Origin of the sequence: Bythopirellula polymerisocia (assembly GCF_007860015.1) — a bacterium.
Taxonomy (GTDB): Bacteria; Planctomycetota; Planctomycetia; order Pirellulales; family Lacipirellulaceae; genus Bythopirellula; species Bythopirellula polymerisocia.
In genome coordinates this window covers 65,770-83,931 of sequence record NZ_SJPS01000008.1, presented here as the reverse complement: position 1 = coordinate 83,931, position 18,162 = coordinate 65,770, and the positions used below count along the sequence as shown (strand labels likewise).

General features: G+C 52.5%; 17 protein-coding genes. 9 read left to right on the top strand and 8 right to left on the bottom strand.

Annotation, left to right across the window (positions count from 1 at the left end; translation table 11 throughout):
- Positions 1-28 precede the first annotated feature (28 nt).
- The 3 genes from Pla144_RS20990 to Pla144_RS24835 all read left to right on the top strand — a co-directional run bounded on the left by Pla144_RS20990 (position 29) and on the right by Pla144_RS24835 (position 2,327).
- On the top strand, positions 29-805 hold the full coding sequence (locus Pla144_RS20990; protein WP_146452660.1) for a site-2 protease family protein: 777 nt from the start codon (positions 29-31) through the stop codon (positions 803-805).
- 314 nt (positions 806-1,119) lie between these two features.
- On the top strand, positions 1,120-1,689 hold the full coding sequence (locus tag Pla144_RS20985; protein ID WP_197530883.1) for a hypothetical protein: 570 nt from the start codon (positions 1,120-1,122) through the stop codon (positions 1,687-1,689).
- Positions 1,690-2,072: 383 nt separating this feature from the next.
- Complete coding sequence (locus Pla144_RS24835; RefSeq protein ID WP_197530882.1) at positions 2,073-2,327, top strand: hypothetical protein; 255 nt, start codon at positions 2,073-2,075, stop codon at positions 2,325-2,327.
- A 279-nt stretch (positions 2,328-2,606) separates the two neighbouring features.
- Here the strand turns inward: Pla144_RS24835 and Pla144_RS20975 are convergent, their stop codons facing one another.
- Entirely contained in the window at positions 2,607-3,686 is a 1,080-nt protein-coding gene (locus Pla144_RS20975; RefSeq protein WP_146452658.1) for an Mrp/NBP35 family ATP-binding protein, read from the bottom strand.
- Between the two features lie 569 nt (positions 3,687-4,255).
- Between Pla144_RS20975 and Pla144_RS20970 the strand changes: the two genes are divergently transcribed.
- The gene (locus Pla144_RS20970) at positions 4,256-5,479 is read left to right on the top strand and encodes a M20 family metallopeptidase (protein ID WP_146452657.1); all 1,224 of its coding nucleotides are present in this window, start codon (positions 4,256-4,258) and stop codon (positions 5,477-5,479) included.
- Between the two features lie 306 nt (positions 5,480-5,785).
- Complete coding sequence (locus tag Pla144_RS20960) at positions 5,786-6,004, top strand: type II toxin-antitoxin system HicB family antitoxin (protein ID WP_146452656.1); 219 nt, start codon at positions 5,786-5,788, stop codon at positions 6,002-6,004.
- Between the two features lie 172 nt (positions 6,005-6,176).
- Here Pla144_RS20960 and Pla144_RS20955 read toward each other — a convergent pair whose 3' ends face one another.
- The 6 genes from Pla144_RS20955 to Pla144_RS20930 form a co-directional block, all read right to left on the bottom strand.
- Entirely contained in the window at positions 6,177-6,506 is a 330-nt protein-coding gene (locus Pla144_RS20955) for a calmodulin-binding protein (RefSeq protein ID WP_146452655.1), read from the bottom strand.
- Positions 6,507-6,692: 186 nt separating this feature from the next.
- On the bottom strand, positions 6,693-8,363 hold the full coding sequence (locus Pla144_RS20950) for a hypothetical protein (protein WP_146452654.1): 1,671 nt from the start codon (positions 8,361-8,363) through the stop codon (positions 6,693-6,695).
- 4 nt (positions 8,364-8,367) lie between these two features.
- A complete protein-coding gene (locus tag Pla144_RS20945; RefSeq protein ID WP_146452653.1) occupies positions 8,368-9,150 on the bottom strand; it encodes an MBL fold metallo-hydrolase in 783 nt (260 codons plus the stop codon).
- A 171-nt stretch (positions 9,151-9,321) separates the two neighbouring features.
- Positions 9,322-10,197 (bottom strand): SDR family oxidoreductase, encoded by an 876-nt coding sequence (locus tag Pla144_RS20940; protein ID WP_146452652.1) that lies wholly within the window; start codon positions 10,195-10,197, stop codon positions 9,322-9,324.
- Complete coding sequence (ruvX, locus tag Pla144_RS20935; protein ID WP_146452651.1) at positions 10,194-10,649, bottom strand: Holliday junction resolvase RuvX; 456 nt, start codon at positions 10,647-10,649, stop codon at positions 10,194-10,196. The genes Pla144_RS20940 and ruvX overlap by 4 nt, the downstream gene beginning before the upstream one ends.
- A 54-nt stretch (positions 10,650-10,703) precedes the next feature.
- Positions 10,704-11,786 carry a mannose-1-phosphate guanylyltransferase gene (locus Pla144_RS20930; RefSeq protein ID WP_146452650.1) on the bottom strand — a complete coding sequence of 361 codons (1,083 nt, stop codon included), beginning with the start codon at positions 11,784-11,786 and terminating at the stop codon, positions 10,704-10,706.
- Positions 11,787-12,031: 245 nt separating this feature from the next.
- Between Pla144_RS20930 and Pla144_RS20925 the strand changes: the two genes are divergently transcribed.
- A complete protein-coding gene (locus Pla144_RS20925) occupies positions 12,032-12,799 on the top strand; it encodes a DUF4253 domain-containing protein (RefSeq protein WP_197530881.1) in 768 nt (255 codons plus the stop codon).
- On the opposite strand, the gene Pla144_RS20920 is transcribed toward Pla144_RS20925, so the two are convergent.
- Positions 12,785-13,864, bottom strand: coding sequence for a thiamine phosphate synthase (locus Pla144_RS20920; protein ID WP_146452648.1), 1,080 nt, complete (start codon positions 13,862-13,864; stop codon positions 12,785-12,787). The two genes, Pla144_RS20925 and Pla144_RS20920, sit on opposite strands and share 15 nt — an antisense overlap.
- A 325-nt stretch (positions 13,865-14,189) precedes the next feature.
- On the opposite strand from Pla144_RS20920, the gene Pla144_RS20915 reads away from it, so the two are divergent.
- Genes Pla144_RS20915 through thpR form a run of 3 tightly spaced genes read left to right on the top strand, consistent with a single transcriptional unit; the run spans position 14,190 to position 18,137 of the window.
- Entirely contained in the window at positions 14,190-14,900 is a 711-nt protein-coding gene (locus Pla144_RS20915; RefSeq protein ID WP_146452647.1) for a hypothetical protein, read from the top strand.
- 58 nt (positions 14,901-14,958) lie between these two features.
- Positions 14,959-17,514 carry an ATP-dependent Clp protease ATP-binding subunit gene (locus Pla144_RS20910; RefSeq protein WP_146452646.1) on the top strand — a complete coding sequence of 852 codons (2,556 nt, stop codon included), beginning with the start codon at positions 14,959-14,961 and terminating at the stop codon, positions 17,512-17,514.
- 50 nt (positions 17,515-17,564) lie between these two features.
- The gene (gene thpR, locus Pla144_RS20905) at positions 17,565-18,137 is read left to right on the top strand and encodes an RNA 2',3'-cyclic phosphodiesterase (protein ID WP_146452645.1); all 573 of its coding nucleotides are present in this window, start codon (positions 17,565-17,567) and stop codon (positions 18,135-18,137) included.
- Positions 18,138-18,162 lie beyond the last annotated feature (25 nt).

The window sequence follows — 18,162 nt, the reverse complement described above, 5'->3', positions numbered from 1 at the left end:
GAATTCAAACCTTTGAGAGCTGCACCCGATGTTTCTGGTTGAGCCACCCCCCAGCCCAGGCGATTTGCATTTTCAAATGGGAGAAATCCCAGTTCGCATCCATCCTTTCTTCTGGCTGGTGGCCCTCATCATGGGGATGCAAGGCGACGCGGCCCCCGCTGCTGTCCTTAGCTGGATGGTTGCGGTTGTGGTGTCGATCATCGTCCATGAAATGGGTCACGCGATCTTTCAACAACATTTTGGAGGACGACCGCGAATCGTGCTCTATGGTTTGGGGGGATTGGCAATCTGCGAAGACTGTGACCGCTCGACTCGCTCTCAAATACTTATTTCTCTCGCAGGACCGTGCGCAGGTTTCCTCTTCGCGGTCGCAATAATGCTAATCATTCGGACTCTTGGCCATGGCATTGGCATGTTCATTGGCGATGGTGCCAAGCTTACCAGCGGCAACATTCTTGACCCGAAAGGGTTCAGTGTCTTCGGTTTGACCCTTTTTTGGGAGGAGTTTTCTTCGCCCCAAGTCAACAGAATGTTACTTGATTTACTGTGGATTAACCTGCTTTGGGGGGCAGTGAACCTACTGCCAATCTATCCCTTGGATGGCGGCAGAGTCGCTCGCGAAGTCTGTCAGTTGGGCTCCGCGCAGCAAGGTATCGTTCTCTCACTGCGAATCTCCATGGTGGCCGCGATCATGATGATCTTGGTGGGGTTTTCATGGCAATCTTGGTTTACTGCCATCTTTTTTGGCTACTTGGCCTATTCGAATTACCAAACCTTGACGGCTTATCGAGCGAGTCTGTGGTAAATAATCGATTCGTGGTGAAGAATATTTTCGTGTTATTTCTATACAACATCTAGCGCATCAATGCCTTGAATCAGGACTCGCATCAACATATATGGTCTCAGTTTGAGACTGTGAACGCGCCTCAGCGAGTCATCTTTTTGGGCGCCAGCAACCTTTCACGATCCTTTCCAACTGCCGTTGCGAGCGCGTACGCTACGTTTGGAACACCTCTTTCAATTCATTCGGCAATGGGGCCTGGTCGCGCTTATGGCATCGATTCGGGGTTTATGGGAAAAAAATTCTCGAAAATTTTTTCTTGTGGCATTTGGGAATCTTTGAGGCACGAGAACAACAATCGAACCATCGCATTTGTGACCGATGTGGGGAACGATTTGGCATACGAAGCACCTGCCGAAGCAGTTCTTGAATGGGTAACAGCGTGTGTTGTTCGGCTGCAATCGCATCAAGCTCAAGTAGTTCTAACATCACTGCCAATCACCCCGCTTGAGCGGTTGTCGCAGATGAGATTTCGCGTCCTTCGAGGCCTCCTCTTTCCCAAATGTCGACTGAAGTTGGTGGACTTTTTGGAACGTGCCCAAGAATTGAACGAAGGCCTGCTTAAACTTGCGGGATCTCGAAAAATAACTATTTTTACCGTGCCAAATGCCTGGTATGGCTTAGACCCCATTCACCCTCGACGTCGATTCTTGACGCAGATGTGGCGAGAACTTTTCGTACTAAGTGACGCGTCACTTCCGGTTTCTCTCAAGCCAGAGTTCTCATTGCCGCTCGCTCTTTATCTGCGCTGTTTGTCAGCACCAAACAACCATTCCAAAGCACGCGATGAGTCCCATTCGTTCAAGCGCGTGAAGCTCTTCGACGGAACGAGGATCATGCTTTATTGATCTCGGTCGTGCAGCGATGAGACTGCCTCGTTCAACCGATGCGGACATACTAAATCGCGGTTCCATTCAGAAGAAAAATCCTCGAACTTCAAAAAAAGTTCAATAAATGTGTTGCACAATTTTGACGAATTCGTACAAATACGATCAAGAGTGCAAGGAGGATTCATATTACTTTTTATATTTCCTGTGCCCGAGTCGGCTTTGCAAGCCTGTTTTTTTATCATCCAGTTGGGCTGAGACAACGAAGTCAATAACTAAGTGTGTAAGTCGTGACACCCTGGAAGGGTGACATGTTTTTCTTTCGGGGTGACTATTGTTCTGTGTTCAATTGAGAATTGAATAGAGCAAGTTACCACTGACCTTTGTGTTATGGAGGATTTGTTGTGGCGAAAAAGAAGAAGAAAGCTGCTACTAAGAAAAAAGTAGCCAAGAAGAAAGCTACCAAGAAGAAGGGTACCAAGAAGAAGGGTACCAAGAAGAAGGGTACCAAGAAGAAGGTAGCCAAGAAGAAGGTAGCCAAGAAGAAGACTGCCAAAAAGAAGGGTACTAAAAAGAAGGGTACTAAAAAGAAGAAGGCTACCAAGAAGAAAACCGCCAAAAAGAAAACGGCGAAAAGAAAGACCGCGAAGAAGAAGTAATTGGAGTACTTCGGTTCGTGAGTATCGGTGACCGCTGGTCAACCGATGTAGGTCGCATGGGACCGCTCTCTACCTTATTGGGGAGCGGTCTTTTTGTGCGCACAAACTATGGCCGATCCTGATTGAAAATCGAACTCCTAAGTTGGCTTGATAGCAAGCCAAACTCAGTGTGCAAAGTCTTGCTCACACAAGAGTTGTAGCGAGGTCCTCTGAGCCAAAGAAATAATCTGTAGACAAGTTATCCCCAGTGCGTGGCCACGCTCTTGAGACAGAAAGAACTCAGAGAACAGAAAGACTCGGGAGCGGCGGATTAACGGCTTTTTGCATAGCCAGGTTCTTTGTCAGGCTATAGCAGATACGTTGAAAATGGGGAGCCGCCTCTTGGTCGGCAAAGTTTCCAAACGAATCCCCAGCATCTCCTCGCTCGCGGATCTTGATTTGAATAGGGACTTCTCCAAGAAAAGGGACACCCAACTCCTCGGCTTTGCGCCTCGCGCCCCCTGAGCCAAAGATGTCGTAACGCTTTCCATTGTCGGGGCAAAGAAAATAGCTCATGTTTTCGACGACGCCCAAAATCGGAATATTCACTTTATTAAACATGGCTACAGCTTTTACCGCATCCAAGAGTGCAACATCCTGCGGAGTGCAAACAATAACCGCCCCTGTGAGTGGGATCAGTTGAGAAAGTGTGAGTGAGATATCGCCGGTACCGGGCGGCATGTCAATTATCAGATAGTCCAGATCCCCCCAGTTCGTATCACGAAGAAACTGTGTGATCGCTCCGTGCAACATTGGCCCGCGCCAAACGACCGCTTCGCCCGGCGGGACAATCAATCCCATGCTCATCATTTTCAGGCCCTGCACATCGATCGGTTGGAGCTTCTTATCGGTTGCAACGGGGCGTTCTGTGGTCCCTAGCAAGTGGGGGACACTGGGGCCATAGACATCGGCATCCAACAAACCAACCTTGCATCCTGACTGCTGCAGGCCACATGCCAAAGCTACCGCAATGGTGCTCTTGCCGACTCCCCCTTTCCCCGATCCCACGGCGATCACACTCTTCGCCGTGAGGCCAATACCGCCAATAGGCTCCGCAGGACGATCCAAGGGAACTATTTCCACCTTAACGGTAGGCTTGTCCGGGAGCGAACTCTGCAAGTGCTCAATGATATGTTCTCGCGTATCCTGCCAAAGTGGTGCCGAGTAGCTGGTCAATGCAATTGTGATTTCGATCTCATTCCCGTGAACTGAGATATTCCGGATTTGATCGAGTTGCCAAAGTGGTCTGCCTGTTTCAGGATCAGCAATGGTTTTGAGGGCACCGTCGACTTGTTCACGATTAATACTAGCTGCAGACATGGCGATTGAGTCTCGGCTCTTGTGGAGCAAATGGGGAGGGTGGTGGCTTAGCGGGTGAATTGGAGATTGGCTTGCGGCATTTCATCGAGCAGCAGGCACTCTCTAAACCATATCGCTGATCGAGCAATTGCCAAGGCCACAGCGAGCCATTCAATGTTAGTAGGAGCAGATTGGGGTGGGCGGCCATCATTCCCACATTGGCGGGAAATCAAGAAGTGCAAAGTAGATAAATTTTAGTTTCGCAGATTTGTGCCAAAGACCGAAAGGCAAATTCATGCTTGCCTGTAGCTTCATTTTGGCAAATAACTTAGAAATACAATTGCAAAGTAAGCAACCACATTTGCAACGAGAATGCGCGAATGTGAAAAATGCGCATAAAAAATCCCCCTGTGGGTGGGGCAGCAACCCACAGAGGGCGAACAACGCAGGAAGCCTACGTCTAGTCCGATTTTAGCGTTGCTGCGGGAGTTAATCAAATAGATTTTACGGATTTTCTTCTTGAAATCGCAAATATTTCAGAATAGACGCGTTTTCCCCAGGAAAATACCCATTTCAGCGAAAAAAGCCGTATGTCCCTATCTGCTCAAGACTTACTGCGAGAACTGCTAAGAATCCCAAGCATAAACCCCGTATTTGGGTCGGCCGACGGATCTGGGAGCGGGGAAGCCAAGCTCACTGATTTCCTGCAGGAGATTGTGGCCGGACAAGGGTGGAAGTGGCTCAGGCAGGAGGTCCATCCCCAAAGAGAGAATCTGGTCGCCTTGATCCCCGCATCGAATTCGTTCTCCGGCGATCCAGTAACCTTGTGGGAAGTGCATCAGGACACGGTTGGTATTGAAGGAATGCGGATCGATCCCTTTGCCGCAGAGCAGAGAGAGGGTCGCATCTACGGCCGCGGAGCCTGTGATGTCAAAGGGAGCATGGCGGCCATGATTGCTGCTATTTCCTTGGCTGCAGAGCAAGAAGCTTGTCGGGGGACTACGCTCCTCGCATTTGCCATCAACGAGGAATGCGGGTTTACCGGTGCCAAAGCCTTGTGCCGCCTATGGGAAGTTACCGCAGAGGTTGATGAAAAAACTCACGGAACGCTGTCCCTGGATGAGCTTCGGCCTCTCAGGCCGCAACGAGCTATTGTGGCTGAGCCAACTGACTTGAAAGTTGTAAAAGCTCACAAAGGGATCGTCCGCTGGAGATGCCACACCCACGGACACGCGGCACATTCCTCGCAACCTCAGCGAGGCAAGAATGCCATTTATGCAATGAACGAGGTCATCACAGCCATTCGCCAGTTTGATGCCGAAGCACTCTCTGGCCGTGGAGCGGATTGTATCTGTGGCAGACCAACCGTCTCGGTCAACACGATTCAAGGGGGCACCGGAGCCAACGTCGTGCCGGACCATGCCGTGATTGAGATTGATCGTCGGCTCATGCCTGGAGAAGAACCTGCGGATGCGCATCAAGAATTGATCGACTATATCGCTGCGCACATTTCAGCTGAGCAGGAGATCAAACATGAACCTCCTTGGAATCTGAGTCGCGGGCTTCAAGCTGGCGAGAACCTAGCTTGGGCCGAAGAGGTCGCCAAAGTCGCCCGCAGTGCAGAGGTCCCAAGTGATATCGTGGGAGTCCCCTACGGGACTGATGCCTGGGTGATCGCCGGTCTTGGCATCCCCACGGTCGTCTTCGGCCCAGGTAGCATTGCCCAGGCACACACTGATGACGAATGGATCGCAGTTGAGGAACTGGAGAAGGGCGTGGAAGTGTATCGCCGGTTGGCGGGAGGAGTTTCTTAGCAGGCCATGCTATAATTGAGTAGCCGTTGCCAGTTGCAAAGGGGTATCGTTTATAATGAGCAAGACGTCGTAGGTTCTTGAAAAGGTATTAAGCGGAACCTCAGACCCGAATATTAGATTCGATGAACTATGTAATCTATTGATCTCTTTAGGCTTCATGCATCGAATTCGATGTTCTCATCACATTTTTTCTCATTCGGAAATAGAAGAGATACTCAATATTCAACCGCGTAGTTCGCTGGCGAAAGCTTATCAAGTAAAGCAGGTGCGAAACTTAATATTGAAACATCAATTGGAGTTGAAATAATGGCTGCCCATATACGCTATGAGATGATTCTCTATTGGAGCGATCAAGACAAGTCATTCATTGCCGAAGTGCCGGAACTTCCAAGTTGTGCCGCGGATGGCGCGACCTATCAAGAAGCACTTGCAGCAGCTGAAGTAGTTATCCAAGAATGGATCGAAACGGCCAAAGAGTTAGGTCGACCCATCCCAGCTCCCAAAGGGCGACTTCTTTTTGCCTAGCTTTGACAACGAGTAATTTCAATTAACCATTATTCGTGGTAGATGCTAAACTACCCAGCTCACGATAGAAACACTTAAGAGAGCAAACCGCATTGCGATTGCTCTCTCAAGCGTCGAGGCGTAACAGGAGATGATTCGATTCAAGCAGCGACTCAGCCGTTGCTACTCACAATCAAAACACATCAAGATTGAAGTGGTGTCCGCTGTGATACATGCGGCGATTGGGGTAGTAGTTGTGCCAGCGCTGGTTGTAGACCGGGATCCGCATCTCGGGCGGATAACGGTAGTACAGGCTGTCGGCGCTGCGATAGTACTCATTTCCATAGAAATTCTGTGGGTAGTACACGTACGGATAGTGGTAAAAGCGTTGCCAATCCTGAGTAGTGTAGGTTTGGCCCCAGGAGCGTCCGTAGGCCTGTTGGGCCGACGCGGTCTGGGATTGGGCCAGGCAGCAGGCCAGGGCCCCTGCGCAGCAAATAGCGAATGTGATCCGGCGAACCATCGAATTCCCCCCTCGATCGTCGTGCGGGTAAGCGGGAAGCCACGGCGCACTCGCCGCGAGCTTAGTTACTGTCTACGAGTTAGAATCGGCATGCTGCAAACTCGATGTTGAGGGAATATCCGGTAGAATCGTCAGAATTGGCACAGCCAGACCTTTATGGCACTGGACCGCTTGCCAGCATTTTCTTTAGACAGTCAATTTCTCAACGGCCTTTCTCAGGCGGACTAGACCATCAAAGCCCCGCAGATAATCTAGTTCCTGTCTGCCTCCTTTGGCTCTTATTATCTGTACTAGCGCTTCCTGATCGGCAGTAGGCCAGCGTTGGAGGTCGTCTAGCAGGGCGACAATTGGTGACCAACGTTGCCATGCGAGTTTCTCTCCGGCCGACCAACCCCTGAAGCTAGCCACTCCTAAAGTGCTGGCAGCCTCGGCGGCTAACGCCTTTTCACCCTGCTCCCGCTCCCAGCCAAACCGCTTAGCAAAAAGGTCAGTGATCTTTAATCCTACTTTAGCAAGATCCAACACGCCCAATACGTCGTCGCGTCGCTTGTTCAAGTCGAGAAAGACATTCTCGGTCGCCAGTTGCTTAAGTACCGCTAGGGACGATCGATGTCTCGGTCGCCGCTTCATGGTGGACATCTCCTGTTCCATGAGCTTCTTCAATTTCTTGTCTCGCGGGAGATAGCCAAGTTTCTGGTAAAACCACCAAGCCCCTGATTTCAGCGCGTCGTCATTCTCCTCACCAAGCTGATAGGGAGTGATTGTGAAAGTATCGCAACCGAAAACGTGGTAAACCATTGCCAGGGTGCGCACATAGATTCGGGCCGACTCGCTGCCGCGGAAGCTATCAAGGATCGTGTAGGCGACTTCGGCAGAGTTAAATAAGCTAGTGATCGCCCCGTAGCTGATAGGTACGCCGTTTTTCAGTACCAGAAATCCGTAGAGAGATTCCAGCAGAAACCGGCGTTCAGGCACCACGCCGCAGAGAACAAATTGCAAGTCTCCGTCATCGAGCACGCTTACGTCGTTTGCGTCTGCGTAGGAAAAAGCATCCAAGTCGCGCTGCCGTGTAACCATAGCACATCGAGCGAGGTCAACGAAACGCGTGCCCTCGGCGTGATTGATAAGTTTGGGAGGCTTGAGAGATCTGTGGATCTCTTCCGAAGGAACAGGTCGCGTTCGTACTAGTGGGTCTGTCTGATAGTGGATAGGAGAATGGTCGCGCTTGGCCAAAGTGCGGCTGGGGACACCAGCGCCCGGAGAGAGAATCAAAGGGATGTCTAGCTCATCACATTGCTGCTCGTGAAGAAACTCATTAAAAAAAACCACTGCCAACCGCCGAATTACAAACAGGGCATCCGTCTCATGGGGACCTTTGAGGCGATTGATCCACTCAGGCAATTCCATCGTGATGTTATCGAGACCTGGCGTTTCGCTGTAGCTGGCCAAGAGACTCAGATACCCTTCCAATTTCTCTGCGTTCTCGAAATCCTCCCAATCAATGTGTAACTTTTCTGGCCAGCGGTCAGCCAGCCATTTTGTGGTGCCAGCATAGAAGCGGAAATTGATGGGAGTTCCGGCAATCCCACTATTGAGAAGCTCATCGGCATGTTTCTTCAGATCGGGGCGTTGTTCGAAACGCTCTAGCATCGCGTCCACTGAGGATAGAATTGCCTCGTTGTCGGGCCAGGCCTGCATGAAGCAAAGCACTTCGTGAAGTCGGGCGATCTGATCGGCGCTCTTGAGATGAGCCGATTTGAGCGCATCGAGGCAAGTTTTCTTTTGTTGCGCCGATTGTGAGTCGAATTCGCGTTTGAGAGATTCGAGCTGTTTTAGGGCAAGAATAGGATTGGTCATCCCTCTACCTCGGCTGCTTTCCCGCCACCAATTCTTTTTCCCAATCGTCCATCAGGGGCCAGTCGAGGGCGCAGGTGCCGAAGTCGGCCATGTGCAGATAGCCTTCCAGCCGGGAAATCGTTTTGTCGATCATCGCATTTTCTTTGCGAAAGGCTGGCCCATGACTAGGGAGCAGCCACTCGACATCACTCTCGCGAATTCGGGTTAGCGAAGCGATAAAATCAGAAATGCTGCTGCCATGGTGGGCATCAATCGCTCCCACGCAGCCGTCACGGAAAAGATTGTCGCCAGACAGGAGCAGATTTCCCAGTCGTAGGGAGAGCTGGCCATCAGTGTGCCCCGGTGTGTGCCAAACTTCCAGTTCCAGGCCACCAAGTTTGATGATATCACCGTCATTCACTTGGTGATCCACTTCAACCGCAGGCATCGCCATATGGATGTCCTGGGCCGCGATCTCGGCGAAGGTAGCCAGCTTGTCACCCGACTCCAAGTGCTTGGCCGACAGAGGATGGCAAGTAACTGTCGTCTTGAGAATCTGCTTCGCCTTAGATAATCCTTGGATATGGTCCACATCGGCATGGGATGCGACCAGGGTTTGGCACTTGCTGAACGGGAAGTCAAGTTGGCGGATTAATTCGATACACTCATCGACGGCGTCCTCATAGCCAATGTCCAATAGGAGCCAATCACTCTCGTCGTAGATCAGATACACGCAGCAGCTAATCCGTCTGCGCGCCTGGTGATTGAGCTCAATCACATGTGGAAATAGGGGAGTCCGTTCGATCATGGTCGGCCAGGAGGACAAAGCGAGGGAGGGGTAAAGTGCTAACCGCAATCTTGATAATAGAATAACGATCGGCTCAGACACCGGATTCTAAAGGTCGCGACTACCTGTGTGCAACCTACCGGACATATCTGCCCAATCGTCCTGTAAATCGATATTCAATCTCAATAGGAGTCAACCAGCGAGAATTGCGGCCAGCCCCTCTCGGTACTTCGAATGCTGCAGTTTGATCGAAAGAATCTCCATCATCTTGCGGTTGCTGATTCGCTTGTCAGAGCGGGCCCGCAGTGCGGCTGGGCTATCAGTCGAAGGAGAGACAAATCTCGGCTCGGCTGAGCCAATAAGCCGCGCCACCTCGCGGTAATAGTCCCCTCGCACGACGGGACTACCATCGCTCACGCAAAAAACCTCTGGCCCAGAATTCAACTTGCAGGACTCAGCCCATCGGCAAGCGGCCAATACGACCTCGGCGGCGTCATCAACGTGAATCAGGTTCAGCCACCCTTCACTCGGAACGGCCAGAGGCTCACCAGCACGCAGCTTGTCGAGATAGGGAATCCTCCCCGATCCATAGATGCCTGCCAAGCGGAGTATGACAGAGCTTGCGCCGATCTGCTGGGCCGCGAGCACCTGCTCGGCGGCTAGTGAAGCGTGGCCACCAGCGCGCTGAGGGTTGGGGGGCGTGAGCTCGTCAACCCATTCTCCCTCGGCAGGACCATAGACCCCCGTGCTGCTGATATAGATCACCCGCCCCGTCCCGGCTGGCAAAGAGTCCAGCACATTCGCCAAGCCAGGTGCATAGACCTCGCCGATTGGTACCGAGGAATTGCGATCGTAGCCCACGGCAAACAGAACGGAATCTACTTGAGGCAGATTGACTAGCGAATCACTCGCCATGATTTCGGCTACTAGTGGTAGGAAGCCTTGCGCGGCAAATTCCCGGGCACGCTCCTTCGAGCGAGTAACGACATGCACTTCAGCACCGGCAGTCTGCCACAGACGTGCAACCCGCTGGCCAAGATACCCACATCCGACAACTAGTGCTTTCATTCCAAGCCCTGGGGATTGCTTTGGCTGCGGGCTCCTGATTCGAGATAAGCCGCGAGCATGATCTGTGCGGCGAGTTGGTCGAGTCGCGCCTTACGGCGTTTCTTGGTAAAATTCGCTTGGCTGAGAATTCCCTCGGCCTCGGAGGACGTAAACCGTTCGTCGAAATAATCGACCGGCACGCTCGTAAGTTCCCCTAACCACTTGCCGAACTGCCGCGCTTCATACGATTTCTGGCTTTCCTGTCCATCGAGATGCACGGGTAGCCCAACGACGAATCTGATTAGCCGCTCGCCGGTAGCCATTTCGCGGAAATATTGGGCATCGAGTTCCGCGTTGCGCCGCGTGTAGGTTTCATAGGGTGATGCAATACCAATCTCCAGGTCAGCCGTCGCGACGCCGATCCGCACCGTACCATAATCGATACCCGCAATGCGTCCTTCAGGTGTTGTCATGGGCAAAATCTTTTTGGATTGGTCGCTTAAGCGACCAGTTCGCGGATGTGACGATTACAAGTATTCCGTCATCCCACGCTGCTCGAGCAGCTTGACGATATTACGGATCGATTCTTCATCGTTCTTGTTGGCGACCAGTGTTGCATCAGGAGTATGTACTACCAGGCAATCCTTAAGTCCTAACGTGACAACCAAGTGGTCGTCCGACGAGCGGATGATAGAGCCCCGGGTGTTCATGCCAAGGTGTTTGCCCACGATCGTGTTCTCGTCTCGGTCCGTGCCTAGAAGTCGGGCTAGCGACAGCCAGCTTCCCAGGTCATCCCAATCGTAGGGTGCCACGATTACCGCCACATTCTTCGCATGCTCCATCACCGCGTAGTCAATCGAGATCCCCTCGATGGCAGTAAACTCCTTTTCAAACACCTCGGCTTGTTTATCGGTTCCCCAGACGGCAACGATCTTGTTGAGATGTTCTAGCATCTCAAGTTGCTGTTCCGTGAGCGCGTCGAGAATAGTCTGCGCTTTCCAGATGAAGATTCCCGAGTTCCAAAAATAATCTCCTGAGGAAACATACTCTGCGGCGGTCGCGGCATTCGGCTTTTCGCGAAAGTGCTTCACCATGTACGAAGGTGCCGAGTCGCCACGAGTGTCGATGGCGGCCCCCCGGTGGATGTAGCCGAAAATTTCCGCCGGATAGGTCGGCTTAATCCCAAAGGTTACGATTCGAGCTTGACCCTTGCTAACCATTTCCACGGCCTGCTTTACCGCTGACTGAAAATGGTTGCTGGAACGAATCACATGATCGGCAGGCATCACGAGCATCGTGGCGTCTGGATCATTGCGACTCACCAACAAAGCTGCCAACCCAATGCAAGGGGCAGTGTCACGTTTGCAAGGTTCCCCCACAATCTGCGTGGCTGGGAGTTCAGGGATTTGCCCTGTGATAGGCGCGACAAGCTGCTGATTGGTAACAATCAGTGTTTGCTCAGGAGTCACCAGCCCCTCCAGCCGATCGTAAGTCTGGCGAATCATGGTCGCCTTTCCCACCAATGGCAAGAGTTGTTTAGGAGTCGCGGCACGACTAGCGGGCCAAAAACGAGTGCCGGTACCACCGGCCATGATTACAGCGTGAAGCATAGGAATTTAAATTATGGATTGTGGGAAGGAACACGAGGCGAGCCGGAAGCGTCAGCGCCAGGAGTCTCTCATGTTACCGCATTGTGATTGCGGCGCGCAGGGTGGGAAATGGGCTAAACACAGAGTTCGCGGAGCCGCCGAGAGAATCTTCCGGGGTGCTGCTATTCTCAGCAGTTACTTTAGATTCTAATATTCTCCCACTATTCTCCCACCAAACCAGGACTCAGCTAAGGGAAAAAATGACTTTGTCAGATCAAGAAAAAGCGATTGCCGAATCAATTGGTTTCGATTTAGAAGTCTGCGAAGCGATTAGAAGGATCAGTGGAAGGAAATTGGGTCGTTTGATTTCGCTAAATGATGAGTATGAGCCTGTAGGGGCAGATGGACTATCGATTAGCGTTGAACGCGAGAAAGTTCAATCCCTGCTCAATGAACTTCAAGTTGAATTAGCAAATGCTGGTTATATGGCATTCTGGAGTGAATCGGTTGATCATGAGGAATCTGGTGATAGTGTTGTCGTATTGAAGACGTCTGACCCCTACGAAATAATTCTAACTCTAAAAACGGACGGATCAAACTACGAAATAGCCAATAAAGATATCGTTCAACGACTTAGAGATTGGGAAACCCGTTGCAGCTTCAAAATTATCGGTGCTGCCAATAGCTGGGTCGCCGTCCGTTTTGAGAAATTACCGGAAAATATCTGCCTGTTTGCCGAAGAAGTTTATGAATTCTGCCCCGATACTGTTGAGCAGGGTGTTGGGCTGATGAATGAGAATGAAAGCCCCGAACTATTTGAAGAAGCTTGTCGACTTTACCCAGAATTATCGAAAAGAATGCAAGAGATGTTAGATGAACAAGATTCTGAGTTCGAGAAAATGGACATCCCTCCCGAACTTCAATCTGTTCTTGAATCCGGAAGCGGAGGATTTACAACTTCGACCGCCATGGGGATACGCTTGTTAGCATATAGCATAGAATCGTCAAAAGAACTTTTTTTATGGTGGGATTGATTCATCCCTAGTTAAAGTATTGAGTAAAACCGTCAACGCTGCACGCGGATTATCCGCCCCAACCACCGCCCCACTCACCGCCACCCGTGTGATCCCCGTCTTCAATACCTCAGGCAGACTTTCTAACGTGAGCCCGCCAATCGCAAACGCCGGGAGCGAAATTTCCGCTGCCACTTGTTTGAGCAACTCCGTCCCAGGAAACTGATCAAACGATTTGGTCTGCGAAGGAAACGTCGGCCCCACGCCTATGTAGTTCGCGCCGTCGAGCACTGCCGCGCGGGCCTGCTCAATGTTATGCGTTGAAACACCGATCAGCTTGCGCGGCCCGATGATCGCGCGGGCCGCTTTCACGTTCAAGTCATCTTGCCCGAGATGTGCCCCGTCGGCATTTGCAGCTGTGGCGATGTCGGCCCGGTCGTTGATGATCACCAGCGGAGCGGGTTCGTGTGAACATGAGATTTCGCGAAGGAGGGATGCTCGCTTGACTAACTCCCGATCGCCGAGAGTTTTGTCGCGCAGTTGAATCATATCGACGCCGGCATCCGCCAGTTGCTGAACTAGCTCTGCGAATGCCTCGATACTTTCTCTGCCATCAACCAGCACGCAGAGCCGAACGTCGCCAAGCCGCGAGCGGCTGGTGTGGGTTGCGGATAAGGATTTTTCTATCGTGTACCACTGGTAGCGGAGTGCTTCGAATCGAGATGCGATTTCTGGCGAGATTGTTTTGCTGAATTCTTCCAGGCTACGCAATGACTGCTTCACTCGCTCAGAACTTGCCTGACAGACATCCCACGCATCTGTCCGAGTGGCCTCACTCGGAGTCGAAATCTCTGTCCCTATATCCTGCTGCGTCTCACGCTGGGCGTGGCGACTTTCGCGGGGCAAGGTGACGAGTGCCGGGGCCAAATCGTGCCGAAGCTCTTTGACTAACCGGGTGAGATGGGCATCGTCGAGCACGAACCGGCAAAAGTCCTCGACTACACGCGCACCTTCGAGCGCCCGATTGGCGGCGGCATCAAGAACGCGAAAGGTGGAATTGTCACTCATAAAATTGTGCAAGATCATGCTAGCAATCGTAATTCCCTATTATGACTGCTTCGCGAGCCTCGCCCAGATGTCCAGTTTGGTACTCAGCAACCTAAACCGCCCTCGTCGCCTGCCACTATTATCGTTATCTTCCCCATCAGCGAACTGTCCTAGGCCGACTCTCCCACTTGTCACTCTATTTATCAGACAATTCGAAAACCTTTGAGATGCCCTAAAATGTGACCCCGTTTGAGGTTGCCTTGCTTTGAAACCGCTGCGGGCTACACTTTCGAGACTGTTTTGACGCTGATCTGGCAATGCCAGGAATTGGTATCAAGGAGTCCGCGCGGTATTGGAAATGTTCATGGTACCAACGCGAAAACTAGCAAGGATAGCGTGTTTTTATCCAGGATTGCCCCAACTGTGGAATCGGGGGTCTTGGGTAGGACTGGTTGTGGCGGTAGGATTTACCGCATTGGCCAACACGCTATTGCTGGCGACCTGCGTATATGATGAGTGGATCCCACCGCAGCATATACTAGGTGGCACGATTGCTTTGGCCGTTGTCTGGTTATTTTCATTGTGGCGAAGTCGCGTCGACTTGCGACGTAGCGGGAATCAGGAAATTGCCAGCCAGATGCCTCATGATGAGTCAGCAACCAGTGTTGCTGTTGCCTTAGGAAGGCAGGTGAGAGAACAATTGTTCATCGATGCCCAAAGGGTGTACCTGGCGGGCGATTGGGTGGCCACGGAGCAACTGCTCCTCAAACTGCTCAAAGAGGATGCCCGCGACGTGCAGGGCCGATTGATGCTTGCCACGCTGTGGCGGCGTCAGGGCAGATATAGCGAAGCACTTCGCCAACTAGACAAACTCGCTCGGCTGGAAGCTGCCGACGAGTGGCAATACGAAATCGCAGCGGAGCGACAGGAAATTAACGAGCGACAGGAACTCGCCGCGACGACAGTATCATTTGAACAAGAAGCCAATAACGAACACACAAACGAAATCTCTGCTGAAGAACCTAGCGATCAGCAAGAGATGAACAACGAAACCAACCGACGCCTGGCAGCGTAATCCACAATGAGGAAACTTGCCAGTTGCGGATTGGCAAATAGTCCCCGGGAGAAGACCCATGTACGAACGTTTCACAGACCGCGCCCGCAAAGTGATGCAATTGGCCAACCAAGAGGCCCAACGATTCAATCACGAATACATCGGCACCGAGCATATCCTCCTAGGATTGATCAAAGAGGGGAGCGGTGTCGCGGCCAACGTGCTGAAGAATCTAGACGTCGATCTCCGCAAGATCCGCCTTGAGGTGGAGAAGCTTGTGCAGAGCGGCCCTGACATGGTGACCATGGGCAAACTGCCTCAGACACCGCGTGCCAAGAAAGTCATCGAGTATTCGATGGAAGAGGCCCGCCATCTGAATCACAACTACGTCGGCACTGAACACATCCTGCTGGGCCTCCTCCGCGAGCAAGAAGGTGTCGCCGCTCAAGTACTTATGAACCTGGGCCTCAAGCTGGAAGATGTTCGCGAGGAAGTATTGAATTTGCTAGGTCACGGCCTCGAGGGGGAAGACTCTCCGCGTGGTGGTCGTGTTGGCGAAGGGGGCGAAGAGGAACGCGAGAGCCGTAAGAGCAGCAAGAGCAAGACTCCTGCCCTAGATAGCTTTGGCCGCGACCTGACCGAACTTGCTCGACAAGGCAAACTCGACCCGGTGATTGGCCGCGAGAAGGAAATCGAACGGGCGATCCAGGTGCTCTGCCGCCGCACGAAGAACAATCCCGTGCTGTTGGGTGAAGCTGGTGTTGGAAAAACCGCCATTGTCGAAGGATTTGCCCAGCGTGTGGTCGATGGCAACGTGCCGGAACTATTGCTCGAGCGTCGAATCGTGGTGCTGGACTTGGCGATGATGGTCGCGGGTACGAAATATCGCGGCCAATTCGAAGAGCGCATCAAGGCCGTCATGAACGAAGTTCGCCGCGCGAAGAACACAATCCTGTTCATCGATGAATTGCATACCCTCGTGGGTGCTGGTGGCGCCGAAGGTGCCATTGATGCCTCGAACGTGCTAAAACCTGCCCTCGCTCGCGGCGAGATCCAATGCATCGGTGCCACGACTCTGGATGAGTATCGAAAATATATCGAGAAAGATTCGGCACTGGCCCGCCGCTTCCAGGAAGTGCTGGTTGAGCCGAGTAGCCCTGAGGACACCGTCAAAATTCTTGAAGGGCTACGCGACCGCTACGAAGAGCATCACCGCGTTCAAATCACCGATGACGCCATCAAGGCGGCTGTGGAATACTCCGACCGTTACATCACCGGTCGCTGCCTGCCAGACAAGGCGATCGACGTGATTGACGAGTCCGGTGCCCGCGTACGTCTCAAGACGATGAGCAAGCCGCCCAATCTCAAAGAGATCGACGACGACGTCGAGCAACTCAACCGCGAAAAAGAAGAGGCGGTTGCGAACCAGGATTTTGAAAAGGCCGCCGCTCTCCGCGACCAGGCCGATAAGCTCAAGAAAAAGAAGCAGCAGATCACCAAGGATTGGCGAGATAAGTCTCGTGAAAATGGTGGTGTGGTCGATGAGGAAGTCATTGCGGAGGTCGTCTCAAAGATGACCGGTATCCCACTCACGCGCATGACCACGGAAGACACGCTCCGCCTGATGAAGATGGAAGAGGAACTGCACCAAAGCGTCATCAGCCAGGACGAAGCGATCAAAGCTATCGCCAAAGCAGTGCGCCGCAGCCGCAGTGGTTTGCAGGACCCCAAGCGTCCGACAGGGTGCTTTGTCTTTGCCGGTCCAACAGGCGTCGGCAAGACCTTGTTGGCCAAGGCTTTGGCCGAGTTCATGTTTGGCGATCAGGATGCACTCATCCAGATCGACATGAGCGAGTACATGGAAAAGCACAACATTAGCCGACTGATTGGTGCCCCTCCAGGTTACGTGGGTTACGAAGAAGGAGGTCAGCTTACCGAGCAGATCCGCCGACGTCCTTACGCCGTAGTGCTTCTGGACGAAATCGAGAAGGCACATCCTGAAGTTTTCAATATGCTGTTACAGCTCATGGAAGAAGGCCGGCTCACCGACAGCTTTGGCCGCAACGTCGATTTCCGCAACGTGATCTTGATCATGACAACCAATGCAGGTGCCGACGCGATCAAGAACGAAGCCGCTTTTGGCTTCCAGAAGCCCGACGAAGATGCCTCCTACGACAGCATGAAGAAACGCGTTGTCGAGGAAATCGAAAAGGTATTCCGTCCTGAATTCATCAATCGCGTGAACGACATCATTGTCTTCCGTCATTTGACGCAAAAGGACTTGAAGGAAGTCGTGGAACTGGAACTCAGCAAGATTCGCAGTCGTCTACAAGAGCGAGGTCTCTTGCTTGAGCTTTCCGACGAAGCCAAAGAATTCCTCGTCAAGAAAGGTTCGAACACCGATTATGGTGCGCGGCCATTGCGGCGTGCGATCGAGTCCTTCGTCGAGGATCCCCTGGCTGAAGAACTCCTTAAGGGCGAATTCAACGGCAAAGACATCATCCGCGTGAGCGTGAAGAAAGTCGCCGACAAGAAGCAATTGGCTTTTGAAGGAATACTATCTGGCGAATCCGAGCCAGAGCCCGTAGGTGCCATTGCCGAAGGTGGTGACGACGACGAGAGTGGCGAAGGCTAATAGTTAAGCGAGCCGGGGGCGTCCTCGCCCCCGACTCTTATCACTTCGCTATGGCCAAAACTCGCACCTTCATCGCCGTGGAAGCCTCTGACGGGGTTCATACCCAGGCCCAACAGGTCATTTCACGGCTCAGGCCACATGCCGAGCAGGTGAAGTGGGTTGAGCCCGAGAACCTGCATTGGACCTTGCAATTTCTGGGCGATCTAACCGACGAAGAAATCGCCGAGGTCTGCCGGCGCGTCCAGAGAGTCGCAAGCCGACTAGAGCCGTTTTCTCTCGCAGCACGGGGAATAGGTGCCTTTCCCAAGTCGGATCGTCCTCGCACATTGTGGCTCGGGGTTGGCGAAGGATCCGACGAGTTCTGTCAATTGCAGGCAGCCATTGAGCGAAATTTGGAAGATCTCGGGTTTCGTGGTGAGCTTCGCAAATTTGTGCCCCATCTCACTCTGGGCCGCGTAGGCTCCAGAACTGGAAACCAGGCCGGCTTGATTAGCGAATTGAACCACCTCTCCGACTTCGACGGGGGAGCAATGAGCGTCGACGAAGTGGTAGTCTTTGCCAGTAGACTCTCTCGCTCTGGTGCGACCTATGTCCCGTTATCACACTCGCGACTAGGTGAATAGGCCCATCGAGCGTGGCAAACTTTAC